Source organism: Pseudomonas sp. FBCC-B1667 (assembly GCF_059133255.1).
The window spans coordinates 3,606,092-3,630,012 of sequence record NZ_CP101437.1 but is presented as its reverse complement, the minus strand read 5'-3'; the positions used below and the strand labels follow the sequence as shown (position 1 = coordinate 3,630,012).

Genomic DNA, 23,921 nt, shown 5'->3' with positions numbered 1-23,921 from the left:
AATACAGAGGGATTCTGGCAATGCGCGATTACTTGTCTGCCACATCACCGTTCGATTATCAGCACACCGTCGATGCCGCGCTCAGCGGTTCCCTGCAGGCGCTCAACGCCTGTGTCGAGTGTTGCGACCGGCATGCCTTGCCGGGGCGCATTGCACTGTTCTGGGAAGGTCGCGATGGTGCCAGCGCCACGTACACCTTCAGCGACCTGCAGGACAACGCTGCGCGTTTTGCCAATTTCCTGCTGGCCCAAGGGGTGAAGAAGGGCGACAAGGTCGCCGGTCTTTTGCCACGTAACATCGAATTATTGATCACAGTGTTCGCCACCTGGCGCATCGGCGCGGTGTATCAGCCGCTGTTTACCGCCTTCGGTCCCAAAGCCATCGAACACCGTCTTGGCAGTTCAGGTGCGAAGGTCGTGGTGACCGACGCGGTCAATCGCTCGAAACTGGATGAAATCGCCGACTGCCCGACCACGGTCACCGTCGGTGGCGCCAAAGGTCAGGGCATCGTCCGTGGCGACTACAGCTTCTGGGCCGAGCTGGCCAACTATTCTGTCGAATGCGAGCCCGTTTTGCTGACTGGCGAAGACCCGTTCCTGCTGATGTTCACCTCGGGCACCACCGGCCCTTCGAAAGCCTTGTCCGTGCCACTGAAAGCCATTGTTGCGTTCCAGAGCTACACCCGCGACGCCGTGGATTTGCGTCCCGAGGACGCGTTCTGGAACGTCGCCGACCCGGGCTGGGCCTACGGCATCTATTTCGGCGTCACCGGACCGCTGTCGATGGGGCATCCGATCACCTTTTACGATGGCCCGTTCACCCTCGAAAGCACCTGCCGCGTGATCAATAAATACGGGATCACCAACCTCACCGGATCGCCGACCGCTTACCGTTTGCTGATCGCGGGCGGCGATGAGTTCGCCAAGTCGATCAAGGGCAAGCTGCGCATCGTCAGCAGCGCCGGCGAACCGCTGAACCCGGAAGTGATCCGCTGGTTTGCCGACAACCTCGACGTTGTCATTCATGATCATTACGGCCAGACCGAGCTGGGCATGGTCCTGTGCAATCACCACGCACTGGCACACCCGGTCCATGTAGGTGCGGCTGGTTTTGCCTCGCCTGGCCACCGCATCGTGGTGCTAGACGAAGAATACAAGGAGCTCGGTGTCGGTCAGCCCGGCATTCTGGCCATTGACCGCACCCAATCGCCGATGTGCTGGTTCAACGGCTATGAAGGCGCGCCGACCAAAGCGTTCGTCGGCGACTATTATTTGAGTGGTGACACCGTGGAGTGGAACCCGGATGGCAGCATCAGTTTCGTCGGTCGCAGCGATGACGTAATCACCACGTCCGGCTACCGCGTCGGCCCGTTCGACGTGGAAAGTGCGTTGATCGAGCACCCGGCCGTGGTCGAGGCGGCGGTGGTCGGCAAACCGGATCCGGAACGCACGGAACTGGTCAAGGCCTTCGTCGTGATCAGCGAGCAATACCGCGCCACGCCGGAGCTGGCCGAAGAACTGCGCCAGCATGTGCGCAAGCGTCTGGCGGCGCATTCCTATCCTCGTGAAATCGAATTTGTCAGCGAGTTGCCGAAAACCCCAAGCGGCAAATTGCAGCGCTTTATCTTGCGCAACCAGGAAATCGCCAAGGCTCAAGAGGCCGCCGCGAAGAACGTTTCAGCTTGAATCCAAGGAAACAATGATGCAGATCGAAAACAAGGTTTTTCTCGTCACCGGCGGTGCTTCCGGCCTGGGTGCCGCCACGGCTGAAATGCTGGTTGCGGCCGGCGCCAAAGTGATGCTGGTGGACATGAATGCCGAGGCCGTGACGGCGCAAGCCCAGCGACTGGGCGCGCAAAGCGTGGTCGCGGACATCAGCAACGAAGCAGCGGCGCAAGCGGCAGTGCAGGAGACGGTCAACGCCTTCGGTGGCCTCAACGGTCTGGTTAACTGCGCCGGCATCGTGCGTGGCGAGAAAATCCTCGGCAAGAACGGCCCGCATGCATTGGCCAGTTTCAGCCAGGTGATCAACGTCAACTTGATCGGTAGCTTCAACATGCTGCGCCTGGCCTCGGCCGCTATCGCCGAAACCCAGCCGGACGCCGATGGCGAACGCGGCGTGATCATCAACACGGCCTCGGCCGCTGCCTATGACGGCCAGATCGGCCAGGCGGCTTATGCTGCGTCCAAAGGTGCAATCGTCAGCCTGACCTTACCCGCCGCGCGTGAACTGGCGCGCTTTGGCATCCGGGTGATGACCATCGCCCCCGGCATTTTCGAAACACCGATGATGGCCGGCATGACCCAGGAAGTCCGCGATTCGCTGGCCGCTGGCGTGCCATTCCCGCCGCGCCTGGGCAAACCCGGCGAGTACGCCGCACTGGTCCGGCATATCATTGAAAACAGCATGCTCAACGGCGAGGTGATCCGTCTCGACGGTGCCCTGCGCATGGCCGCCAAGTAAGGAGGATTTGTCATGACCCTTTCCAACGATCCGATTGTTATTGTCAGCGCCGTCCGCACCCCGATGGGCGGTTTTCAGGGCGAACTGAAAAGCCTGACCGCACCGCAACTCGGCGCCGCTGCGATCAAAGCCGCCGTCGAACGTGCCGGTGTCGCCTCTGATGCCGTCGATGAAGTGCTGTTCGGTTGCGTGTTGCCCGCCGGCCTCGGCCAGGCGCCGGCACGCCAGGCTGCACTGGGTGCCGGGCTGGATAAATCGACCCGTTGCACCACCGTGAACAAGATGTGCGGTTCCGGCATGGAAACCACGATCCTCGCCCACGACATGCTGGTCGCCGGCAGTGCCGATGTGGTGATCGCCGGTGGTATGGAAAGCATGTCCAACTCGCCGTACCTGCTGGACCGCGCACGTAGCGGTTACCGCATGGGCCATGGTCGGGTGCTGGATTCGATGTTCCTCGACGGCCTCGAAGACGCCTACGACAAGGGCCGCCTGATGGGCACCTTCGCCGAGGATTGCGCCGAGACCAATGGCTTCAGCCGCGAAGCTCAGGATGCGTTTGCCATTGCCTCGACCACCCGCGCACAACAGGCGATCAAGGACGGCAGCTTCAAGGCCGAGATCGTGCCGCTGACCGTTACCGTCGGCAAAGAACAGTCGCTGATCAGCAACGACGAACAGCCACCGAAAGCCAAACTGGACAAGATCGCCTCGCTGAAACCGGCATTTCGTGATGGCGGCACCGTGACGGCGGCCAACTCCAGCTCGATCTCCGACGGCGCGGCGGCACTCGTATTGATGCGGCGTTCCGAAGCCGAGAAGCGTGGCCTCAAGCCACTGGCCGTGATCCATGGCCACGCGGCGTTTGCCGATACGCCGGGCCTGTTCCCGGTGGCGCCGGTCGGCGCGATCAAGAAGCTGATCAAGAAAACCGGTTGGTCGCTGGACGAAGTCGAGTTGTTTGAAATCAACGAAGCCTTCGCGGTGGTCAGCCTGGTGACCATGAGCAAACTGGAAATCCCCCACGAGAAGGTCAACATCCACGGCGGCGCCTGTGCGTTGGGCCACCCGATTGGTGCGTCCGGCGCGCGGATTATCGTGACCTTGCTCTCGGCGTTGCGCCAGAAAGGCCTGAAACGCGGCGTCGCAGCGATCTGCATTGGCGGCGGCGAAGCGACTGCCATGGCTGTGGAATGCCTGTACTGATGAATGCGATCCATGTGTGCGAGCCTGCTCGCGAAGGGGACTTGTCAGTCAGCATTGATGTTGGACGACACACCGCGTTTGCGAGCAGGCTCGCTCTCACAGGTTCTGCGCATTACCCGAATTAAGGATTCACCATGATTCCCAATGACGAACAACTGCAGATCAGCGAAGCCGCCCGGCAATTCGCTCAGGAGCGGCTGAAGCCCTTCGCCGCCGAGTGGGACCGCGAGCATCGCTTTCCGAAGGAAGCCATCGGCGAAATGGCCGAGCTGGGCTTCTTCGGCATGTTGGTACCCGAAGAGTGGGGCGGTTGCGACACCGGTTACCTGGCCTACGCCATGGCCCTGGAAGAAATCGCCGCCGGCGACGGCGCCTGCTCGACGATCATGAGCGTGCACAACTCGGTGGGTTGCGTGCCGATCCTCAAGTACGGCACCGACGAACAAAAAGAACGTTTCCTCAAACCGCTGGCCAGCGGTTCGATGCTCGGCGCCTTTGCCCTGACCGAACCCCAGGCCGGATCCGACGCCAGTGGCCTGAAAACCCGCGCCAAGCTCAACGGCGATCACTACGTACTCAACGGCTGCAAACAGTTCATCACCTCCGGGCAGAATGCCGGGGTGGTGATTGTGTTTGCGGTAACGGACCCCAGTGCCGGCAAACGCGGGATCACCGCGCTGATCGTGCCCACCGATTCGCCGGGCTACACAGTCGCGCGGGTCGAGGACAAACTCGGTCAGCACGCGTCCGACACCTGCCAGATTCTGTTCGAAGACGTGAAAGTGCCGGTGGCCAACCGTTTGGGCGAAGAGGGTGAAGGTTACCGCATCGCCCTGGCCAACCTGGAAGGTGGGCGCGTCGGCATCGCTTCGCAATCGGTGGGCATGGCCCGTGCCGCGTTTGAAGCAGCTCGCGATTACGCCCGCGAGCGCGAAAGCTTCGGCAAGCCGATCATCGAACATCAGGCGGTCGCTTTCCGTTTGGCGGACATGGCGACGCAAATCGCTGTCGCCCGGCAAATGGTGCATTACGCCGCCGCGCTGCGAGACAGTGGCAAACCGGCTCTGGTCGAGGCGTCGATGGCCAAGTTGTTCGCGTCGGAAATGGCCGAGAAGGTCTGCTCGTCAGCGTTGCAAACCCTCGGCGGTTACGGTTACCTGAACGACTTCCCGCTGGAGCGCATCTACCGCGACGTGCGGGTGTGCCAGATCTACGAAGGCACCAGCGATATTCAGCGCATGGTTATTTCGCGCAATCTTTAAGAAGGAAATCTTTATGACGTACGAAACGATTTTGCTGGAAACCCATGGCCGCGTCGGCCTGATCACTCTCAACCGTCCGCAAGCCTTGAACGCGTTGAACGCGCAGCTCGTCAGCGAAGTGAACCACGCCCTCGATGGCCTGGAAGCCGATTCGAACATCGGTTGCATCGTGCTGACCGGCTCGAAAAAAGCCTTCGCCGCCGGCGCCGACATCAAGGAAATGGCCGAGCTGACTTACCCGCAAATCTACCTCGACGACCTGTTCAGCGACAGCGATCGCGTGGCCAACCGCCGCAAGCCGATCATCGCGGCGGTCAACGGTTTTGCCCTCGGCGGTGGCTGCGAACTGGCGCTGATGTGCGACTTCATCCTGGCGGGCGACAACGCCAAATTTGGCCAGCCGGAAATCAACCTCGGCGTGCTCCCGGGCATGGGCGGTACTCAACGCCTGACCCGCGCCGTGGGCAAGGCCAAGGCCATGGAAATGTGCCTGAGCGGGCGTTTGATCGACGCGGTGGAAGCGGAGCGTTGCGGCATCGTCGCGCGGATCGTGCCGGCCGATGAACTACTGGACGAAGCGTTGAAAGTTGCGGCTTTGATCGCGAAGAAGTCGCTGCCGATTGCGATGATGGTCAAGGAAAGCGTAAACCGCGCGTTCGAAGTGAGCCTGTCCGAAGGTGTGCGCTTTGAGCGTCGGGTGTTCCATGCGGCGTTTGCGACGCAGGATCAGAAGGAAGGGATGGCGGCGTTTATTGCCAAGCGTGAGGCTGAGTTCGAAGGTAAGTAAGGCGGCGTTTTGACTGACGCCATCGCGGGCAAGCCAGGCTCCCACAGGTTATCGGTGTCCTTTCCATTGACACATAACCTGTGGGAGCCTGGCTTGCCCGCGATGTTTTTAGACTTCAGACCAGATAGTTTTTGAGCTCGCGGGCGATCACCATGCGCTGTATCTCGCTCGACCCTTCGTAGATCTGCGTAATTCGCGCATCCCGGTAGTATTTCTCCACTGGATAGTCTTCCAGATACCCATAACCGCCATGAATCTGAATCGCGGACGAGCACACCTTTTCGGCCATTTCCGACGCAAACAGCTTGGCCTGTGAGGCTTGCGACAGGCAGGGTTTGCCGGCGGTGCGCAGGCGCGCCGCGTGCAGGATGAGCAATCGCGCGGCGTTCAGCTGCATGTGCATGTCGGCGAGCATGTTGGCGATGCTTTGGTGTTCGATGATCGGCTTGTCGAATTGCACTCGATCCCGCGCATACGCCAGCGCCGCTTCGAACGCGGCGCGGGCAATGCCCAAGGCCTGCGCGGCGATGCCGATACGACCCCCCTCCAGGTTGGACAGGGCGATGGACAGGCCTTTGCCGCGCTCACCCAGCAGGTTGGCTTCAGGAATGGTGCAGTTGTTCAGCGTCACCGCGCAGGTGTCGGAGGCACGGATGCCCATCTTGTGTTCAGTGCGATCGACGATAAAACCGGCGGTGTCAGTTGGCACCAGGAAAGCCGAAATGCCGCGTTTACCCAGGTCTGGATCGGTCACGGCAAACACAATCGCCAATTTCGCCCGCTTGCCGTTGCTGACAAATTGCTTGGCGCCGTTGATCACCCATTGGCCGTCGCGCAGTTCAGCACGGGTGCGCAGGTTGTGCGCTTCGGAGCCGGCTTGTGGTTCGGTCAGGCAGAAGCAGCCGATGGCCTGGCCGCTGGCCAGATCCGGCAACCAGGTTTGTTTCTGTGCTTCAGTGCCGTAGTTCAAAACGGGGCCGCACCCGACCGAGTTGTGAATGCTCATCAGCGCACCGGTAGCGCCGTCGCCCGCGGAAATCTCCTCCACGGCCAAAGCGTAGGCCACGTAGTCGACATAGGTGCCGCCCCATTCTTCAGGCACCACCATGCCCAGAAGCCCGAGTTCACCCATCTTCGCCACCAGACCGTCGTCGATCCAGCCAGCCTTTTCCCAAGCCTGTGCGTGGGGTGCGATTTCGCCGCGGGCAAAGTCCCGGGCCATGTCGCGGATCATGACTTGCTCTTCGCTCAATTCGATATCGTGCATGGCTCAGTTCCCGCTCTCATCAAGGCCGGTGAAGAAACTCGCGACATGCTCGGCGTCGAGCGCCTGCAAGGTCGGCGGGTTCCAGCGCGGATTCTTGTCTTTGTCGATCAGCAAGGCGCGTACGCCTTCGATCAGGTCGCCGCGCTCGAACCATTGGCGGTCCAGGTGCAGCTCAAGTGCGAAGCAGTCTTCCAGACTCAAGTGCCGTCCCCGACGGAGCATTTCCAGGGTTACGCCCATGGCCAGCGGAGAACGGCTGTCCAGCAGGTCGGCGGTGGTCAGTGCCCACTCATGACTGTCGGCAATCGTCACTTCACGCAGTTGCTCAACCATACTCGGCACATCAGGCAAGGCGAAGAAGTGGTCGATGGCCGGGCGCAACGCTTTCAAAGGGGCGTCGGCCAGATGCTGCACCGCAAGTCTGGCCAGCAAGCCTTGCAGGTCTTTGAGCGGCGAGTCTTGCCAGTCGAGCTTATCGAGTCTGTCGTCGAGCACGGCCAGTTTTTCGCTCTCCAGGTACCAGTCGGCCAGCCCGCAGTAGAGCGCATCCGCCGCACGAATCTGCACACCGCTGACGCCGAGGTACAGTCCCAGCTCACCGGGAATGCGTGGCAGGAAGTAGCTGCCACCGACGTCCGGGAAATAGCCGATGCCGACTTCCGGCATCGCCAGGCGGCTTTTTTCCGTGACCACGCGCAGATCAGCGCCTTGCACCAGGCCCATACCGCCGCCCAGGACGAACCCATCCATCAAGGCGAGCACGGGTTTGCGGTAATGGTGGATGGCGAGGTCGAGGGCGTATTCCTCGACGAAGAAATCCTGGTGCAGCGTGTCGCCACTTTTGAAGCTGTCATACAGCGAGCGAATATCGCCGCCGGCACAGAAGGCTTTTTCGCCGGCACCGCGCAGCACCACCGCGTGCACCTGCGAATCCTCGGCCCAGGCGTCGAGTTGACGCTGCAGGTTACGCACCATGTCCAGGGTCAGGGCATTGAGGCCGGCGGGGCGGTTGAGGGTCAGGTGACCGATGTGGTTGCGAACCTCGGCCAGCACTTCGTTTTGCGTGGCATCCATGGACGAAGTCCCCTTCGATGAAACCTGAGCAGTCATCACTAACTCCCTGCTTTTATTGTTCTTTATAGAGACGCTCGCGCGCGAGCGATGCAGGATCGTACCAGTGCAAATTTGTGATGTACAACCGGGATATGTGCAGGCTCGGTTTGCGTTTTTACCTCATGCCGGGTTAATTCCGAAGGTGCGTTTGCAGGGTTTGGGCGCACAACAGCGCTTGCTTCGCTTCGTCATAACGAGCCGGGTCATTGACGAATCCATGGGGCATGCCGAGGTATTCCTTGTGCTGAACCGGCACGTTCGTTGCCCGTGGTATTTTTTAGTTGTCGATGGCAGACAAACCGGTACGCCAGATGCGCACACAGTCCCGCGCCGCCACGTGCTGCCGCCAGCAGAAACAAGCGCTCTTGAATGAACAGCGCGAAGGCAGCGTCGCCACTCAACAACAGTGAGTATTTCTCCATAGCCAGACTTCTGTGTCATCGCTACTGGGCATTACGGCGGGCCAGACTTCGTAGTGAAAGGCAGACAACTCTATGCGGTACGGTTTGACTGTAGACGCAGATAATCGACAGGCAAGGTGATCCATTGACCGTTAGCCTAAGCGCCACGGGACAGCACTTCACCAATACTGCGCCGCTTGGCGTGCAACTCACTGGCATGGATCAGCTGTTCGAGGTCTTCGGGTGTGACATCGAAGAACGCCTCCATGTCCGCCAACGCCAGTTTCAAATCCTGTGCGGTGATCGCCTGAGCGTCGACGGGCGGGTGGTCGGCGGGGATCACGGCCGCCGGTTCGCTGGCGCGTTTCGGGTAGCGAATGCGTGTCAGGTTGTTGTACGCCAAGGCGCAGAGCAGCATCGCTGAGGCCCCGAGCATCACCGGGCCGAGCGCCTTCCAGTCCATGGCGATGGTGGCGGGGTCGGCCAGTACCAACAGCAGTGCCAAAGCCCCTGCCGGCGGATGCAGGCAGCGCAACCAGCACATCAACATCAGCGCCATGCCTGCTGCCAGGCAGGCACTGCCGAGGGTTCGGCCGAGCACGTGGGCGACCAGCAGCGAAACCACGCCTGCGCTCAAGTAGCCGCCCAGAATCGACCACGGCTGGGCGAGGGCGCCGGAGGACACAGCAAACAGCAACACGGCCGATGCACCCAGCGGGCCGATCAGGTGTTGCGCCACGTCCATGCCGAATACTTGCCCGCAAACCCACACGCTGAACAGCGTCCCGAGGGCCATGCCGATGGCGGCACGGCTCCATTCGGAAGGACGGGTGTTGATGGCGGCGGGCAACCAGCGAGCGAGCATGATGAAATCGATCCGTGGACAAAAAAACCTGCAAAAAAAAGGCTTGGCTGGAATATCCAGAAGCCCTTGAAGGTGTTCCAACTTGTGGGGGAGGAACAGGGCACAGTGTGCCGTCGATTACATGTGCTGACAAATTCATATTAATGCAGTTTCAGTGCATTAATTTTGCAGTAGCGCCACGCGCCGTCCGCTCATGAAGCAAAGGAATCCGCCCATCGCGGTCAGTGCGCTAAGGGCATAAAACATGGTGGAGGCGGGCGTATGCATCAGCAGGAAACCGCAGATCACCGGGCTTAGTGCGCCGCCGAGTGCGGCGAGGTTCTGCGCACCGTAATAGCTGCCGCGCAGTTCTTCCGGGGCCAAGGTGTCGACGAACAGGAATTCGGCGGGGTAAATGATCATTTCGCCGAGGGTGAAAATGAACATGGCCAAGCACCACGACACCAGGCTGTCGGCCAGGCTGAAACCGATCAAGCCGACGATGAACAGGCTGGTGCCCCCGACAATCCAGTAGCGCAGTTGTTCGCGCTTGAGGAACCGGCCAATCTGGTATTGCAGCAGAATCACGCTGATGGCGTTGCAGGCGAGCAGGGCAGCCATGGTTTCGAGGGCGCGTTTGGAATCGTGGGTCACCAGCAGGTATTGCGACAGGTACAACGTGAACCGGCCGTGGACCACGGTACTGAGCAGGCAGCCGCAGGTGAACATGATCAGCGTACGGTCGTTTTTCAGGGTAATCAGCGTCTTGAGAAAGCTTTGTGGCTGGCCAATGGCTGGCGCCGAGGCCGAGTCCTTGGGAATCCCGATCATCAGGAAGATGCTGAAAAACGCGATGCCACCCGCGATCAGGAAGGGCGCTATGGGGTAAACACCGGCAATCACCACGCCGAGCATCGGCCCGGTCGCGTAGCCGATGTTGGTCAAGGTGTAGCGCAGCGAGAAGGCCTTGGCGCACTGGCCCATTGGCAGGTTTTCGCTGAGGATCGCTTTCGATCCGATCAGGAACAGCGCCGAAGCCGTTTCGGTGATGACCAGCGTGGCGGTGGTCAGGTAGAGGTTTTCGGCGAATGTCAGCAACACAAAGCCGATGGCGCTGGAAAGCATGGTGAGGATCAGCAGCCGGCGTTTTTCCAGGCGGTCGATGATGTAGCCGCCATACAACGCGAGCAGGGTGGCGATGAACACTGCGATGCCCAGCAGCAAACCCACGTCCTGTTGGTTGAGGCCGAGTTTGTTGCTCAGGAACAGCGTGAGCAGCGGGCTGGTGATGGCCCGGCTGACGACAATTGTCAGCGAGACGATCATCAAGCGGCGGATGACTAGCGAGTAAACGGCCACGGCGGGGCAAATGTCCTTATTTGGTTTTGTAGTGTTCGGCGTTGGACCCAGTCGCAGCCATTCGCGAGCAACCCGGCGGCCCGTTCCTGCGACATCAGCCGCCCCAGCCAGACTGAAGAGTTTCTGCTCCACCGCCGCATCACTCAACGGATTGCCCGGCGCACCCAGCGGCACGTCGATACACAGGCTCGCCATCCTCTGACAGTTGCGGGTCCACTTCAAGACGAATGCGCGACACCCAATGCGCGATGCGCGAATCGATGCGTCTACTGTGCTGTTGGTCATCCCTGGTTTGAAGTGCCCGACGAACAGCTTGGCGGGAGTGTGCTCAAGCAATTCGAGTGAGGAAATCATCGCTACGCGATTCATCGGGACAAGCTGAACTTCGCCCACTACGACAGCTTCTCGGCGTCCGCCACCCAGGTGGACGCCGTGGCGCTGTTGATCAAGACCGGTCGTTTTGTCGGTTTCCTGCTGCAGCATTACGCGGCGTTCCTGGTGGCTCAGGGACAGTTCCTTGCGGTGAGCCCGGAATTGATCAGCATCGTTACCCCGTTCAATCTGATCCTGCGCCACAACACCATGCGCAGTCCGTTGGTAAAGGCGTTTGCTCAAGAGCTGAAGGCTGATTTAAGGGTAGTGGCTTGAGGGCTGCCTGGAGTAGATGGCTTTATTCTCCGTCAAGTTCTCGAAGTTTTTTTGGAAACGTTTTCAAGCCATATCCAGACACCAGAATAAAACAGGTAATTAAAACTATTTTTGATGCTAAAACGTCCATCTCGAATAGGTAAACTATTAATAGTGAAATCCATGCGCTGTGAAAGGCGGAGCAACTTATGATAAATATATACATTGTCGCGGCAGCAATTATTTTCTCGAGAGCCAACATTTGACCTCCCGTTTTACGGGGCATGCAAATGAGTGAAGGAAAATGCATATGAATGCAATCCAGCCAATAAACGGGTGGTCCGAAATGATATCTGGGCGGTAGCCGAGATGAGGAAAATCATTATGTTGGACTATGTTTATATACGGCACGGCGAATAATGTGTTGAATGCAAGGCCGAAATACAGTTTGGTATGATTGAGGTTCTCGCCCGATAAGCGAATTTTTATAAAATAGGCAGTGCTCACGGAGCAGGCTGCTATGAGAGGGAAAAACCAGACAATCATTTTTTTGCCTCTTCAAACACTTGTTTTCCAGTCTGAAAAGTAGTCATTCCTTCCAGTGTCAGCACTTGAGGTGTCGTGGCTTTATAAGCTTTGATATAGTCCGTTTTGATGTATCTGAATAATCGCCAAGCATCGGGCTTGAGTACAGATCGAGTCACTCCATATACAGACATCGTAATATCCAGCGCCCCATACGCCATATTGCCTTCTCTTTCAGTTTGTCCAACAAACTTGGCCAGCTTTTGATAAGCCTTGCGGGTTGGTCCCTCCGTATCATTGCGATTCTCCACAAGGTTACGCCCATTCTCATAAATATTATTTGCACCATGGAGTATCATTGGTCCGCCAGCAATCAAGCAGAAAGTACCTGCTGATCCATAGCAAATCCCTGCGCCAGTTAATATTTGCAATCCCCCAGCAATCACGCCTGCGCCTTTTTTTGTAATTTCCCATGATTGGCTGAGCAAACTACTCTGTTCGCTCTTTATCTCGTTCAAGCCCTGATCAGCGCGCTTCCGTCCCAGCGCCACATCATTGACAATTCCCCTCGCGTAGTAAGACACCTCGCGATTGAATTGCAGGCGCAGCGTCCCGTCATTGATATAACGGGCGCCTAACGTGCAGGCCTGTTGGGTCAAATTAGCCGCCGCTTTGCTGACGGCCCAGTAATCGCAACTACTGTCCTCGCAGCGCGCCTTCAACTGTCCCATTCGCTATTCCCCCACGACCCGTGCCCGCTGGTGCCCGCAAGGTGGTGCCTCCAGGTGATTTCGCGATAACGAATAGCCACGTGCTCTTGGGGTTCGACGTCGTTTTGTAAGACAACGTGGGGCATATCAAGTGTCAGGTTGGCAATAATACCGCCTTCGATTTCAATGCTGAAAAACTTCTCTTGAAGACCAAACGCAGAGATTCGATAGAAATTGATTGCACCGCTGATCTCTTCTCTGGTTGATAGCGCTTGAGCGAGTAAGGGAGAGGACTTGTCGACGTTCTTTGTGATGACGAGAGGGCTGTGCGTTGGCTTATTGATGTTGCCTATATTGGCCATATTGTGGCTGTAGGACAGCACCATGATTTCGTCTGTATGCCCTGTCTGACATTTATTGCCGATGGACGCTTGAGTAGAACAACCCGCCGATATCAATCCTTGGGTGTTGCCTGTGATGCTCATGTAGCCGTGATTGGCCATAGGGATGCCACTCCTTTTCGTCGGAGGGGTACCCTATTGAAAATGTCTCAGGGGGGATGTAGGAGGTTTCCGAGTTTTCGGTGGGACGAAAGTGTTTTATTCAGCGTGTTGCCGCACTACTGCACGACGTGCAGCAACACAAAATCATTCTTGTCGAATCGCCCACTCAACACTGGTTGCAAGTTACCCAAGGCAGTGCCTTGCAAGGCGTTGTAAGCGGGCAGGTCCATCATCAACCACGCGGGCCCTGAAAGACTTTGCAATTCCGGGATCGAGTCGGTAAACAGCGGCTGCAAGTCATGCGGGATGTTGACCATGAACTTGATTGCCTTGGCGTCTTTGCCCATGCCATGCAGCACCAGCGGCGCCGGAGCTTGTTTGACCCGCTCATAGACGGCCAGGCTGAACGTGCGAGTGTCGTAGAGCCGACGCTCGACCGGTTCGAAGACACTCATGTACACCGACCACACCGCCAGCACCGCGCAAAAGGCCAGCGTCTCTGCGCGCCAACGGGGCTTGAACAGCGTAGCCAGGGCGATGGCTTGCAACACACCGAGAACGATCACTATCGAACGGATCGACGTCAGTTGCTCGGGAAACCGGCGCTGAGCGACCACCAATCCAACGATCATGAGCATCGGGATCAGCAGCCACAAGCCCTGCATCAACCCGCGCAGCGCGGCAAACAACCGACCTTGCGTCACATAAAACGGATACGCTGCAATGATTGCTGCCATCGGCAACATCGGCAGTAGATAGCGGGCCTTTTTCGCCTGCGGTATTGATAGCCCGATCATCACAATCAACCCGGCCGCCACGCAGTACTGCAACAGCCGCCATGCCGGGCCTGCCTGGCGTGGTTTGGTCAGCGCAATCGCCGCCATCGCAAGCCAGGCCAGCGGATAGGCCAGCGCATAGTTGCCCATCGAACTGGTGAAGTAATACAGCGCACCGCTGGCACCTTCGCTGCCGTCCATGCGCCCCATAAACTGCATGCGCACTACGTCTTGCATGAAGGCCGGACCGCCATCGGTGTCGGCCAGCCACAACAAGACGCCGATGCTCAGTGCCAACAACACGGCCGCTGTCAGGCCGAAACCGAACAGGTGTCGCCATTGGCGATTGAGCAAGAAGTAGCTGCACAGAATGCCGGTGGGCACGACCAGCCCGATCGGCCCGCGCACCCCGAAGCCGAGGACCAACAGGGCAAAGATCAGCCACCAGCGGCGTTGTGCCGCGAAGTGGTCGGCGGCATACCCCAGGTAAAACACCGAAAACGCGACCGCCGCGAGTATCAGGTCCTGAGACACGGCGCGGGCTTCGGTGATGAAGGTGCTGGTCATCAGCATCAAGGCAATGCTGAGCAGCGCCCAACGTTGGGAGTAGGGCGCCAGCAAGCGGTACATCAACGTGACAATTACTGCACCGGCCATTGCGCTCGGCAGCCAGGCGCTGAGGCTGTTGACCTGCCCGAACGGCAAGGACAGCAACCAGATGAACAGCGTCGAGACGGCCGAGTAGTCGGCGTAAGGCTGGCCATAGGTGGTGGGAAACACCGACGGCCCGTTACGCAGCATTTCCTGGGCAAACATCACGAACCGGGAATCGAATCCAATGGCCGCCTGCTGATAAACCCCGGCACTGAACAGAATCAGTGCCAGTAACCCAATGCCCAGAGACTGCTGGCGGGTGGGTGACACGGTGCTCACGCGACGACCGAGTCTGCAGGCCATTGTTGATGCGGGATCGGCAGGTTGCGCGATTCACCACGGCCCATCGGGAAGTACTTGAAGCCGCTGCGCTCGAGGCGTTCGGCGTCGTACAGGTTACGTCCGTCGAAGATCACCGGCGCATTCAGGCGCTGCTCGATCAAGTCGAAATCCGGGGCCTTGAACTGCTGCCATTCGGTACAGACGATCAGGGCATCGGCGCCGGTCAATACCGATTCGGGCGTTCCCATGAGCATCAGCTTCGATTCATTCGGATAGAGCTTTTGAGTTTCCTGCATCGCTTCCGGATCGTACGCGCGGACGTTGGCGCCGGCGGCCCACAACGATTCCAGCAAGACCCGGCTCGGCGCATCGCGCATGTCATCGGTGTTGGGCTTGAACGCCAGGCCCCACACGGCAAAGGTCTTGCCGCGCAGGTCGCCACGGTAGAACGCGTTGATCCGCTCGAACAGTTTGTGTTTCTGGCGCTCGTTGATCGCTTCCACCGCTTGCAGCAGGTCGCTGGAGCAGTGCGCTTCCTGGGCGCTGTGAATCAGCGCGCGCATGTCTTTGGGGAAGCACGAGCCGCCGTAACCGCAGCCGGGGTAGATGAAGTGGTAACCGATGCGCGAGTCGGCGCCGATGCCCAGACGCACCGACTCGATGTCGGCGCCCAGGTGTTCGGCCAGTTCGGCGATCTGGTTGATGAAGCTGATCTTCGTTGCCAGCATGCAGTTGGCGGCGTACTTGGTCAGTTCGGCGCTGCGCAGGTCCATGAACATGACGCGGTCGTGATTGCGGTTGAACGGTGCATAGAGGTCGCGCATCACATCGCGTACTTCGTCGCGTTCACAGCCAATAATGATCCGATCCGGGCGTCGGCAGTCGGCCACGGCCGAGCCTTCTTTCAGAAACTCGGGGTTGGAGACGATATCGAACTGCAGCACTCGGCCGTTCGTGACCAGGCATTTGTCGATATGCGCGCGCAACGCATCGCCGGTGCCCACCGGCACCGTGGACTTCTCCACCAGAATCGCCGGTTGTTCACGATGACGCGCCACGGCATCACCGACCGACATCACGTAGCTCAAGTCTGCCGAACCATCGTCGCGCGACGGCGTACCCACCGCGATAAACAGAACCTCGCCATGCTGTACCGCGAGTTTTTCGTCGGAGGTAAATTGCAGCCGCTTGGCCTCCAGGCTTTCACGCACCAGGCTTGCGAGCCCCGGTTCGAAAATGCTCACATGACCTTGTTGCAGCAACGCAACTTTCTTCTCATCAATGTCCATGCAGACTACATCGTGGCCGACTTCAGCCAGGACGGCTGCTTGTACCAGACCCACGTAACCGCTACCAAATACACTGATTTTCATGATGCATTCCTGAGGTCCGGTGTGCGAACCGGGCGAGAATTTATAATGACGACCCCGAGCATGACCAACGCCACCCCGAGGGTTTTGGAAAGACTGAATGTTTCATTGAACTGCGGCAGGCTGGCGGCCAGCAGATAAACCAGTGCGTAGCTGATGCTCAGCAGCGAATAGGCGCGTCCCAGCGGCAAGTCGCGCAGGGCGCCAAGCCAGCAGAGCATCGAGAGCGCATAGGCCACGACCGCGCTCAACACGACCGCCACCGCGACCAGATCGATGCTGGCCGTCAACAGGTGTTCGGGAGCCGGCAAGCGCGTCATGCTCCAGCGCATGCCCAACTGGGCGCTACTGACCAGCAGCACGCTACTCATGGCGAAGGTGATTCCTCGGCGAAGGCTCATGCGTGCTGCCCCAGCAGTACCACGCCACCGATCACCAGTGCCACGCCTAACCAGTGCTGGCGGTCGATCGATTCATGGAAAACAAAACGGGCGACCAGCGTGACCAGCACAAAATTGAGGCTCAGCATCGGGTAGGCAATGCCGACTTCGAGGCGCTGCAACACCAGCAGCCAGACCAGCAACCCTGATCCCAGCGCGGCGAGCGCCAGCCACAGCCAAGGCGAGCGCAATTGTTCACCCCATCCCAAAGCCTGGCCGCGCCAACTCTCGACGGCGTATTTCTGCGCAATCTGACCCAGGCACGTCAACAGGCACGCGACCAGAACCAGTAGCAGGCTCATGGTCCCTCCTGAGGGAAAATCAGAATCACCAGGTTGCCCTGTTCATAGCGTTTGCCGTCCTTGGGCAGCAATTCGATTTCCTGCAATTCGTCCTCACCCTTGACCCGCATCACGACGCCGACGGAGCCGCTACGGCGGGCGTCGCGCATCCACTGCTGAACCTGGCCGACGGTGACCAGTTGCTGCGCGGAGTCAGGATAGGCAAGACCATATTTCAATTCGCCTATCGAGTTATACAGGGACACGTCCGGGTGCTTCATGCGCCAGGCCAGCGCCGATGCGGCGCCAAGATCATTGCTCAGCAATTTTCCGGTTTGCGCCAGTTCATCCATGTGATGGAGGATGAATTGGTCGGGCGTCTTGTTGGCGACCACCGAATTAGGCAGTCCAGCGGGTATCAAGCCGATCAGCAGCAGGCTGCCGAATGCGGGGGCAGCCCAGCATTGCAACGGCCTGAAGGCTTGCAGCAGGTTGGCCATGATCCAGCCGATCAAACCAATGAACACCAGCACCAGGTTGTGCAGTTCGTGGTCATACAGGGGCTTTTTCAGTTGCAGGTAGACCAGGGCAATCAAAGTGACCAGACCCAGGACCAGGTTCAGCAAGCCATTGATGCCCAGCAAACGTCCCTGTTCCAGTTTCAGTCGGTCGGCCAGCGTATGACCTAGCAGCAAGGCCAAGGGCAACAGGCAGGGCAGGATGTAACTCGGCAATTTGCCTTTGCTGATACTGAAAAACATCAGCGGCATCACCAGCCACAGCAGCAGGAAGCCGATGCTGGACTGGCGTCGGGTTTGCCACGCCTGCTTCAGCGCGGACGGCAGCAACGCCGCCCATGGCAGACTGAAACCGACCAGCAGCGGCAGGTAGAACCAGAACGGCTCTTCATGCTGGGCGTCCTCACCGGCAAAGCGCTGAATGTGTTCGTGCCAGAAGAAGAACCGCCAGTAATCGGGCTCTTCCGAATGCACCGCCAACGCCCAAGGCAGGCTCACCGCGATGGCCACGACAATTGCTACGGGGCCATAGGTCAGCAATTCTTTCCAGCGCTTTTGCCAGACCATGTAGGGCAGGGCGACCAAAACCGGCAGCAACCAGGCAAGGAAACCCTTGGTCATGAACCCCATGCCGCAGGCCAGACCCAGCAATGCCCAGCTAATGATTTTTTGCCGGCGGCCGACGCTGTCCAGCGCAAACCACAACGCCACCAGACTCAGGTTGACCCAAAAGGTGAACTGCGGATCAAGGTTGGCATACCCGGCTTGACCGGCGATGACGCTGAAACTCATGTACAGCAGCGCGCAGGCAAAACTCTTGCGCGGCTCGTTCCACAAGCGGCGGGCGATCAGGAAGCACAGCAACACACTCAGTCCCATGCTCAGGGCCGAGGCGAACCTCACGCCAAACAGGTTCTGTCCGAACAGCGCCTGACTGGCAGCGATCATCCAGTAGCCCGCCGCCGGTTTCTCGAAATAGCGCACGCTCATGAAATGTGGCGACACCCAGTCGCCGCTCAGGAGCATGTGCTGACTGATTTGCGCGTAGCGGGTTTCGTCCGGGATCCATAAACCGTGGGTGCCCAGTGGCAGCAGATAGCCCAAGGCGAAAAGGACCAGCAGCAGGGGGAGTGCCCAGCGTTTGCTCATGCGCCTTGCACTCCCAACCAGCCTTCGCGGCCTTCAAGAGCGCCGCGCACGACACGTCCTTTGGGCAAGGTGTTGGGGGCGTCGGGCAGCAGGTCGCCCAAGGGTTGGAAATGAATGCCACGCTGGCGCGCATCGGCCAGCAGCTGACGAAAATCGTTGGCCATCAGAATCCCTTCTACTTCTGCATGAATGGTGTAGACGTTGAGTTTGTCGGGGGAAAAGCGGTCAAGAATGAACGCGTTGAAGTCTTGGGCTGCAACGGTGGGACCCACCACCTCATCGAACGTCGGCAGGTCCACCGGTATCTGCGGTGCACCTAATTCGCCGTTTGCCAGTGCCGGCTGAAACAGGCTGTGGCCCCGGCAGTCGCTGTTGTAGCGAAAGCCGAAAGCTTGCTTGGCTTCGATCACACGCTCGTCCGCACGCCAACCGGCGGCGGCCGAACAGTCGACCTTTTTCCCGAGGATGTCGCTGAGCGTGGCGACGCCCTGGCGGATCTGCTCGATCAACTGCGCATCGCTCCAGCGTCCGGCGTTAGCCTGCCAGCCATGGTGATCCCAAGCGTGCAGACCGACTTCATGCCCGGCGGCCTGAGCCTGGCGCATCAAATGCCCCAGGTCCCGGCCGATCGGTTTTCCCGGCCAGGCAGTGCCGGCCAGCAAAATGTCCCAGCCGTACAACCCTGCGGCATTGGAACGCAGCATTTTCCAGAGGAATTGGGGGCGGATCAGGCGCCACAAGTGGCGCCCCATGTTGTCCGGCCCGACGCTGAAGAAGAACGTCGCCTTGACTTGCGCTTCGTCGAGGATTTCCAGCAGCCGGGGCACCCCTTCACGGGTGCCTCGGTAGGTGTCGACATCGATTCGAAGGCCTGCCTGCATTAGCGCTTGTCCGCGATTTCAAGCATGGCTTCGCGCAGGAAGAAGTCCAGCGTGTTACCGATGGTCTCGCTCATCTCCACGGTTGGCGTCCAGTCCAGCAGACGTTTGGCGTTGGCGATGCTTGGTTTGCGATGGGACACGTCCTGGTAGCCGGTGCCGTAGAAGGCTTTGCTTTCTACGTCGCGGAAACCGGCGAACGGTGGGAAGTTGTCGCGCAGAGGGTGAGCTTCAAACTGACGCAGCAGTTCTTCGCCCAACTGGCGAATGCTCGCTTCGTTCTCAGGGTTGCCGATGTTGATGATCTGACCGTTGCAGGCGTCGTTTTCGTTGTCGATGATCCGCGCCAGCGCTTCTACGCCGTCAGCGATGTCAGTGAAGCAACGCTTTTGCTCGCCGCCATCGAACAGGCGAATCGGCGTGCCTTCCACGAGGTTCAGGATCAGCTGGGTAATGGCCCGGGAGCTGCCGATACGTGCCGAGTCCAGACGGTCCAGACGTGGGCCCATCCAGTTGAAAGGACGGAACAGGGTGAAGTTCAGGCCTTTCTGGCCATAGGCCCAGATGACACGGTCGAGCAACTGTTTGGAAACCGAGTAGATCCAGCGTTGCTTGTTGATCGGGCCAACGATGAGGTTGGAGGTGTCTTCGTCGAAGTTGTTGTCCTGGCACATGCCATAGACTTCGGAGGTCGACGGGAAGATCACGCGCTTGTTGTATTTGACGCAGTAGCGAACCAGTTTCAGGTTCTCTTCGAAGTCCAGTTCAAATACGCGCAGCGGGTTGCGGGTGTATTCAATCGGAGTGGCAATCGCTACCAGCGGCAGGATCACGTCGCACTTCTTGATGTGATACTCGATCCACTCGGAGTGAATGCTGATATCGCCTTCGACGAAGTGGAAGTTCGGGTGGCTGCGCAGGCGGTCAATGGCGTCCGAACCGATGTCCAGGCCGTAGACTTCATACTGGTCATCGCGCAGCAGGCGCTCGGACAAGTGGTTGCCGATGAAGCCGTTGACGCCAAGGATCAGCACGCGGGTGCGACGTGGCTTGCGCCCGGATTCGGCGCCGCGAAGGACGGAACCGTCGACCAGACCCAATTCGTTGGCCAGTTGCGGGCCGCTCAGGTAGAGCCCGTTGTCATTGCGCTGACCGGCGGTGATCACCAACGAGTCTTCGCCACACGCGATACGCAGTGGATCGACACTGATCACACGGCCCGGCGCCAGACCTTCATTGCCCTTGGCAACATCGGCACTCCAGACAATCAGCTTGTGCTCGCCCACATCGCAGAATGCGCCCGGATACGGCTGGGTAACAGCGCGGACCAGGTTGAAGAGCTCTTCTGCCGGCTTCTTCCAGAGCAGTTTGCCGTCGGCTGCCGTGCGGCGACCAAATACCGTGGCTTTGGATTCGTCCTGAGCCGTTTCGGTGACTTTGCCTTGCAGCAGGGCAGGGAGGGTGTCGCGCAACAGGTCAGCCGCGGCCACACGCAATTTACCGTGCAGAGACAGTGCGGTGTCGCTGCGCTCGATGGCAACCTTTTGCTGGGCGATGATCGCGCCGGCGTCGGCGCGCTTGACCATGCGGTGCAGGGTCACGCCGGTTTCGGTTTCACCGTTCACCAGCACCCAGTTCGCGGGCGCGCGGCCACGGTAGTGTGGCAGCAACGAGCCGTGCAGGTTGAAGGCACCTTTGCGCGCGGTGGCCAGCAGTGGCTCGGTCAACAGATTGCGGTAGTAGAACGAGAACAGGTAATCCGGGTTGAGTTTGGCGATGCGCTCGATCCACAGCGGGTGGTTGGCATCTTCAGGGGCATGCACCGGGATGCCTTTTTGGGCACACATCTGCGCAACGGAACCGTAGAACGCGTTTTCTTTCGGGTCATCGGCATGAGTGAACACGGCGGCAATTTCAAAGCCGGACGCGAGCAGGGATTCGATACCGGCACAGCCAATATCGTGGTAGGCGAAGACAACAGCTTTTGCGCTCATGAGAGAACCTGATCTGAAGTGGAAGTGAGGCCGTCAACGGTGACAACGGGAGCGGGTGCGGCGGGTTGGCTACGCAAGACTTTTTCGACAAAGAAGCGCGGGCGGGCGCGGACGTCGCTGTACATGCGTCCCAGGTACTCGCCCAGCAGGCCCATGCCGATGAATTGCCCACCCGTGAAGACGAACAGCACGGCGAACAGCACGAACGATCCATCACCGGCCCATTCGGCGCCGAACACCAGGCGCAAGAAAATCAAGGTCATGGCGAACAGCACGCCCAGACCCGCCATGGCGAAGCCGACGATGCTCAGCAGACGCAACGGCGTGGTGGTCATGCACGTGATCAGGTCGAACATCAGGTTGACCAGGCGCATGGGGCTGTACTTGGATTCACCGTGTTCGCGCTCGGCGTGCAACACCGGGATTTCCGTGGTGTGCCGGGCAAAACTGTTGGCCAGGATGGGGATGAAGGTGCTGCGTTCGCGACAGGCCAGCATCGCGTCGACGATGGTCCGGCGATAAGCACGCAACATGCAGCCGTAATCGCTCATGGCAACGCCGGTCGAGCGCTGTACGGCCATATTGATCAGTTTCGACGGCCAACGACGCAGGGCCGAGTCCTGTCGGTTGTTGCGCACGGTGGCGACCACGTCATAACCGAGTTCAGCCTGGGCCACCAGGCGCGGAATTTCTTCAGGCGGGTTTTGCAGGTCGGCATCGAGGGTGATGACGACATCGCCTTTGCAGTGTTCGAAACCGGCCATGATTGCCGCATGCTGGCCATAGTTGCGGTTGAGAATAACCGCGACTACCGGGCTGCCTTCGCGGCTGGCAGCCTCTTCGAGGATGTGCGCCGAGTTGTCGCGACTGCCGTCGTCCACCAGCACGATTTCGTATTCATGGTGCAACTGCGCGCAGGCCGCTTCGGTACGCCGCAGCAACTCGGGCAAGCTGTCTTGCTCGTTGTAGACCGGGATAACAACCGACACGCAACGGATTGGGTAAGGTTTCACTGAGATCTGTCCATAACGTTTTCAATGGCATCGACCACACGATTGACATCATCGGTGGTCATGTCGGGGAACAAGGGAATCGAACACAGCCGCGCCGAATTCCATTCGGTGTTGGGCAAGTAAATGTTCGGGAACCGCTGACGATAATACGTGTGCAAATGGGTAGCGATAAAGTGGATGCCCGTGCCGATATTCTGCTCCTGCAATCCCTTCATGAACGCTTCACGGTCCAGCCCGCAACGCTCGGCGTCGATGCGCAGGATGAACAGGTGCCAGGCGTGTTGCTGTGGGTAGGTCGGTACCGCCAGCGGTTCCACGGCGCAGCCTTCCAGGCGTTGCTGGTAGAGGCGAGCCAGTTCGGTGCGCTTGGCGTTGATTTCGTCCAGCCGCTCCAGTTGCACCAGGGCGATGGCGGCATTGATGTCGGCCAGGTTGTATTTGAAACCCGGTTCCATCACTTGTGCCTGCGGTTTGCGGCCGTGGGTCAGGCGATCGTAGGCGTCGACACCGAGCCCATGAAACTTGAGCATGCGCACCCGGTTGGCCAGGGCTTCATCGTCACTGACAAACATCGCGCCTTCAGCGCAGGTCATGTTCTTGATGGCGTGAAACGAGAAGATGGCCGTGCCTTTGGAGCCGACATGACGACCTTTGTAAAAAGTGCCGGCGGCGTGTGCGGCATCTTCGATAACAGGAATGCCGTGTTTGTCAGCCAGCGCATACAGCGGGTCGAGATCGAAAGCGGCGCCAGCGTAGTGCACCGGAATGATGGCTTTGGTTCGCGGGGTGATGGCCGCTTCGATGCTTTCCAGGTCGCTCATCAGGGTGTCGCGGTCGACGTCGACGAACACTGGCGTCGCACCCAGCAGGCAAATCATGTTGGCAGTGGACACCCATGTCTGGGATGGTGTGATGACTTCATCGCCGGGGCCAATGCCCAGCGCCAGCAGGGTGATGTGCATGCCACCGGTGGCCGAGGACAATGCAACGGCGTGACGACATCCGACATAGTTGGCGAACTGCTCTTCCAGTTGCTGGCTTTTCGGCCCCGTGGTGATCCAGCCGGAGCGCAATACTTGCTCGACAGCTGCAATTTCTTCATCGCCGATACTTGGGCGGGAGAAGGGGAGAAACGCCTGACTCATGGGCACCTCGGGTTTGAATTGGACGAGCATTGATACGGGATGTGCTGGATCCAAGGCAAGCGTAGTCGATAAAAAATAAGCTGCTTCAATCAGTTACACAAAAAGTGTGACAAATCGCATCAATTGACTTTTTCTGTTTCAGTCGGCACGTTGGGGCCCTGTGTGGGACAGTCGCGGCTCATTGAGAGTATGCGCATTTTCGTGAAAGGAACATGAAAAACCGGTCGGCAAATCGTTTATCTGAGAGTCATACAGGCACTGTTCAGACTCCTGCCACTCATCGAGGTTTTCAGAAGAAAGGTCCTACCGAAGTCCCCGCTTTAGATGAGGATTGTTTCAACCCTTAGTTGTTTT

At 59.1% G+C, this 23,921-nt stretch carries 21 protein-coding genes and 1 pseudogene; 6 read left to right on the top strand and 16 right to left on the bottom strand.

Going from position 1 to position 23,921, the window contains the following annotated elements:
- Nucleotides 1-20: 20 nt before the first annotated feature.
- The 5 genes from NL116_RS16525 (at nucleotide 21) to NL116_RS16505 (ending at nucleotide 5,718) form a co-directional block, all read left to right on the top strand.
- Nucleotides 21-1,685: an AMP-binding protein gene (locus NL116_RS16525; protein ID WP_494373110.1), complete on the top strand. Its 1,665-nt coding sequence runs from the start codon at nucleotides 21-23 to the stop codon at nucleotides 1,683-1,685.
- Between the two features lie 16 nt (nucleotides 1,686-1,701).
- Nucleotides 1,702-2,463, top strand: a complete 762-nt coding sequence (locus NL116_RS16520; RefSeq protein ID WP_494373109.1) for an SDR family NAD(P)-dependent oxidoreductase — start codon at nucleotides 1,702-1,704, stop codon at nucleotides 2,461-2,463.
- A gap of 12 nt (nucleotides 2,464-2,475) precedes the next feature.
- Nucleotides 2,476-3,669, top strand: a complete 1,194-nt coding sequence (locus NL116_RS16515) for an acetyl-CoA C-acyltransferase (RefSeq protein WP_494373108.1) — start codon at nucleotides 2,476-2,478, stop codon at nucleotides 3,667-3,669.
- Nucleotides 3,670-3,803: 134 nt separating this feature from the next.
- Nucleotides 3,804-4,931: an acyl-CoA dehydrogenase gene (locus NL116_RS16510; RefSeq protein WP_494373107.1), complete on the top strand. Its 1,128-nt coding sequence runs from the start codon at nucleotides 3,804-3,806 to the stop codon at nucleotides 4,929-4,931.
- Between the two features lie 13 nt (nucleotides 4,932-4,944).
- Nucleotides 4,945-5,718 carry an enoyl-CoA hydratase gene (locus NL116_RS16505; protein WP_494373106.1) on the top strand — a complete coding sequence of 258 codons (774 nt, stop codon included), beginning with the start codon at nucleotides 4,945-4,947 and terminating at the stop codon, nucleotides 5,716-5,718.
- A gap of 115 nt (nucleotides 5,719-5,833) precedes the next feature.
- On the opposite strand, the gene NL116_RS16500 is transcribed toward NL116_RS16505, so the two are convergent.
- From NL116_RS16500 to NL116_RS16480, 5 genes are all read right to left on the bottom strand, one after another.
- Nucleotides 5,834-6,985 (bottom strand): acyl-CoA dehydrogenase family protein, encoded by a 1,152-nt coding sequence (locus NL116_RS16500; protein ID WP_494373105.1) that lies wholly within the window; start codon nucleotides 6,983-6,985, stop codon nucleotides 5,834-5,836.
- 3 nt (nucleotides 6,986-6,988) lie between these two features.
- Nucleotides 6,989-8,095 (bottom strand): enoyl-CoA hydratase/isomerase family protein, encoded by a 1,107-nt coding sequence (locus tag NL116_RS16495; protein WP_494373104.1) that lies wholly within the window; start codon nucleotides 8,093-8,095, stop codon nucleotides 6,989-6,991.
- A gap of 206 nt (nucleotides 8,096-8,301) precedes the next feature.
- The gene (locus NL116_RS16490; RefSeq protein WP_494373103.1) at nucleotides 8,302-8,520 is read right to left on the bottom strand and encodes a hypothetical protein; all 219 of its coding nucleotides are present in this window, start codon (nucleotides 8,518-8,520) and stop codon (nucleotides 8,302-8,304) included.
- A 136-nt stretch (nucleotides 8,521-8,656) separates the two neighbouring features.
- Complete coding sequence (locus tag NL116_RS16485) at nucleotides 8,657-9,364, bottom strand: HPP family protein (protein ID WP_494373102.1); 708 nt, start codon at nucleotides 9,362-9,364, stop codon at nucleotides 8,657-8,659.
- Between the two features lie 159 nt (nucleotides 9,365-9,523).
- Nucleotides 9,524-10,702, bottom strand: a complete 1,179-nt coding sequence (locus NL116_RS16480) for an MFS transporter (RefSeq protein WP_494378075.1) — start codon at nucleotides 10,700-10,702, stop codon at nucleotides 9,524-9,526.
- Nucleotides 10,703-10,966: 264 nt separating this feature from the next.
- Here NL116_RS16480 and NL116_RS16475 point away from each other — a divergent pair.
- A pseudogene (locus NL116_RS16475) lies at nucleotides 10,967-11,350 on the top strand (LysR family transcriptional regulator); the annotation flags it as partial.
- Nucleotides 11,351-11,871: 521 nt separating this feature from the next.
- On the opposite strand, the gene NL116_RS16470 reads toward NL116_RS16475, so the two are convergent.
- The 11 genes from NL116_RS16470 to arnB all read right to left on the bottom strand — a co-directional run bounded on the left by NL116_RS16470 (nucleotide 11,872) and on the right by arnB (nucleotide 23,567).
- Complete coding sequence (locus tag NL116_RS16470) at nucleotides 11,872-12,585, bottom strand: DUF4225 domain-containing protein (protein ID WP_494373101.1); 714 nt, start codon at nucleotides 12,583-12,585, stop codon at nucleotides 11,872-11,874.
- Nucleotides 12,573-13,067 (bottom strand): Hcp family type VI secretion system effector, encoded by a 495-nt coding sequence (locus NL116_RS16465; RefSeq protein ID WP_494373100.1) that lies wholly within the window; start codon nucleotides 13,065-13,067, stop codon nucleotides 12,573-12,575. The genes NL116_RS16470 and NL116_RS16465 overlap by 13 nt, the downstream gene beginning before the upstream one ends.
- A gap of 116 nt (nucleotides 13,068-13,183) precedes the next feature.
- The gene (locus tag NL116_RS16460) at nucleotides 13,184-14,800 is read right to left on the bottom strand and encodes an ArnT family glycosyltransferase (RefSeq protein WP_494373099.1); all 1,617 of its coding nucleotides are present in this window, start codon (nucleotides 14,798-14,800) and stop codon (nucleotides 13,184-13,186) included.
- The gene (locus NL116_RS16455; RefSeq protein ID WP_494373098.1) at nucleotides 14,773-16,152 is read right to left on the bottom strand and encodes a UDP-glucose dehydrogenase family protein; all 1,380 of its coding nucleotides are present in this window, start codon (nucleotides 16,150-16,152) and stop codon (nucleotides 14,773-14,775) included. Before NL116_RS16455 ends, NL116_RS16460 begins: the two co-directional genes overlap by 28 nt.
- Complete coding sequence (arnF, locus tag NL116_RS16450) at nucleotides 16,149-16,550, bottom strand: 4-amino-4-deoxy-L-arabinose-phosphoundecaprenol flippase subunit ArnF (RefSeq protein WP_494373097.1); 402 nt, start codon at nucleotides 16,548-16,550, stop codon at nucleotides 16,149-16,151. The genes NL116_RS16455 and arnF overlap by 4 nt, the downstream gene beginning before the upstream one ends.
- Nucleotides 16,547-16,891, bottom strand: a complete 345-nt coding sequence (gene arnE, locus NL116_RS16445) for a 4-amino-4-deoxy-L-arabinose-phosphoundecaprenol flippase subunit ArnE (protein WP_494373096.1) — start codon at nucleotides 16,889-16,891, stop codon at nucleotides 16,547-16,549. Before arnE ends, arnF begins: the two co-directional genes overlap by 4 nt.
- Complete coding sequence (gene arnT, locus NL116_RS16440) at nucleotides 16,888-18,537, bottom strand: lipid IV(A) 4-amino-4-deoxy-L-arabinosyltransferase (protein ID WP_494373095.1); 1,650 nt, start codon at nucleotides 18,535-18,537, stop codon at nucleotides 16,888-16,890. Before arnT ends, arnE begins: the two co-directional genes overlap by 4 nt.
- Nucleotides 18,534-19,418, bottom strand: coding sequence for a 4-deoxy-4-formamido-L-arabinose-phosphoundecaprenol deformylase (arnD, locus tag NL116_RS16435; RefSeq protein WP_494373094.1), 885 nt, complete (start codon nucleotides 19,416-19,418; stop codon nucleotides 18,534-18,536). The genes arnT and arnD overlap by 4 nt, the downstream gene beginning before the upstream one ends.
- Nucleotides 19,418-21,409: a bifunctional UDP-4-amino-4-deoxy-L-arabinose formyltransferase/UDP-glucuronic acid oxidase ArnA gene (gene arnA / locus NL116_RS16430; RefSeq protein WP_494373093.1), complete on the bottom strand. Its 1,992-nt coding sequence runs from the start codon at nucleotides 21,407-21,409 to the stop codon at nucleotides 19,418-19,420. The genes arnD and arnA overlap by 1 nt, the downstream gene beginning before the upstream one ends.
- The gene (arnC, locus tag NL116_RS16425) at nucleotides 21,406-22,422 is read right to left on the bottom strand and encodes an undecaprenyl-phosphate 4-deoxy-4-formamido-L-arabinose transferase (protein WP_494373092.1); all 1,017 of its coding nucleotides are present in this window, start codon (nucleotides 22,420-22,422) and stop codon (nucleotides 21,406-21,408) included. Before arnC ends, arnA begins: the two co-directional genes overlap by 4 nt.
- Entirely contained in the window at nucleotides 22,419-23,567 is a 1,149-nt protein-coding gene (gene arnB, locus NL116_RS16420; RefSeq protein ID WP_494373091.1) for a UDP-4-amino-4-deoxy-L-arabinose aminotransferase, read from the bottom strand. Before arnB ends, arnC begins: the two co-directional genes overlap by 4 nt.
- Nucleotides 23,568-23,921: the final 354 nt, after the last annotated feature.

Bases quoted from the DNA above. Each gene is read 5' to 3' on its own strand.
- NL116_RS16525 (WP_494373110.1), top strand. From the start codon at position 21: ATGCGCGATTACTTGTCTGCCACATCACCGTTCGATTATCAGCACACC.
- NL116_RS16520 (WP_494373109.1), top strand. From the start codon at position 1,702: ATGCAGATCGAAAACAAGGTTTTTCTCGTCACCGGCGGTGCTTCCGGC.
- NL116_RS16515 (WP_494373108.1), top strand. From the start codon at position 2,476: ATGACCCTTTCCAACGATCCGATTGTTATTGTCAGCGCCGTCCGCACC.
- NL116_RS16510 (WP_494373107.1), top strand. From the start codon at position 3,804: ATGATTCCCAATGACGAACAACTGCAGATCAGCGAAGCCGCCCGGCAA.
- NL116_RS16505 (WP_494373106.1), top strand. From the start codon at position 4,945: ATGACGTACGAAACGATTTTGCTGGAAACCCATGGCCGCGTCGGCCTG.
- NL116_RS16500 (WP_494373105.1), bottom strand. From the start codon at position 6,985: ATGCACGATATCGAATTGAGCGAAGAGCAAGTCATGATCCGCGACATG.
- NL116_RS16495 (WP_494373104.1), bottom strand. From the start codon at position 8,095: ATGACTGCTCAGGTTTCATCGAAGGGGACTTCGTCCATGGATGCCACG.
- NL116_RS16490 (WP_494373103.1), bottom strand. From the start codon at position 8,520: ATGGAGAAATACTCACTGTTGTTGAGTGGCGACGCTGCCTTCGCGCTG.
- NL116_RS16485 (WP_494373102.1), bottom strand. From the start codon at position 9,364: ATGCTCGCTCGCTGGTTGCCCGCCGCCATCAACACCCGTCCTTCCGAA.
- NL116_RS16470 (WP_494373101.1), bottom strand. From the start codon at position 12,585: ATGGGACAGTTGAAGGCGCGCTGCGAGGACAGTAGTTGCGATTACTGG.
- NL116_RS16465 (WP_494373100.1), bottom strand. From the start codon at position 13,067: ATGGCCAATCACGGCTACATGAGCATCACAGGCAACACCCAAGGATTG.
- NL116_RS16460 (WP_494373099.1), bottom strand. From the start codon at position 14,800: ATGGCCTGCAGACTCGGTCGTCGCGTGAGCACCGTGTCACCCACCCGC.
- NL116_RS16455 (WP_494373098.1), bottom strand. From the start codon at position 16,152: ATGAAAATCAGTGTATTTGGTAGCGGTTACGTGGGTCTGGTACAAGCA.
- arnF (WP_494373097.1), bottom strand. From the start codon at position 16,550: ATGAGCCTTCGCCGAGGAATCACCTTCGCCATGAGTAGCGTGCTGCTG.
- arnE (WP_494373096.1), bottom strand. From the start codon at position 16,891: ATGAGCCTGCTACTGGTTCTGGTCGCGTGCCTGTTGACGTGCCTGGGT.
- arnT (WP_494373095.1), bottom strand. From the start codon at position 18,537: ATGAGCAAACGCTGGGCACTCCCCCTGCTGCTGGTCCTTTTCGCCTTG.
- arnD (WP_494373094.1), bottom strand. From the start codon at position 19,418: ATGCAGGCAGGCCTTCGAATCGATGTCGACACCTACCGAGGCACCCGT.
- arnA (WP_494373093.1), bottom strand. From the start codon at position 21,409: ATGAGCGCAAAAGCTGTTGTCTTCGCCTACCACGATATTGGCTGTGCC.
- arnB (WP_494373091.1), bottom strand. From the start codon at position 23,567: ATGAGTCAGGCGTTTCTCCCCTTCTCCCGCCCAAGTATCGGCGATGAA.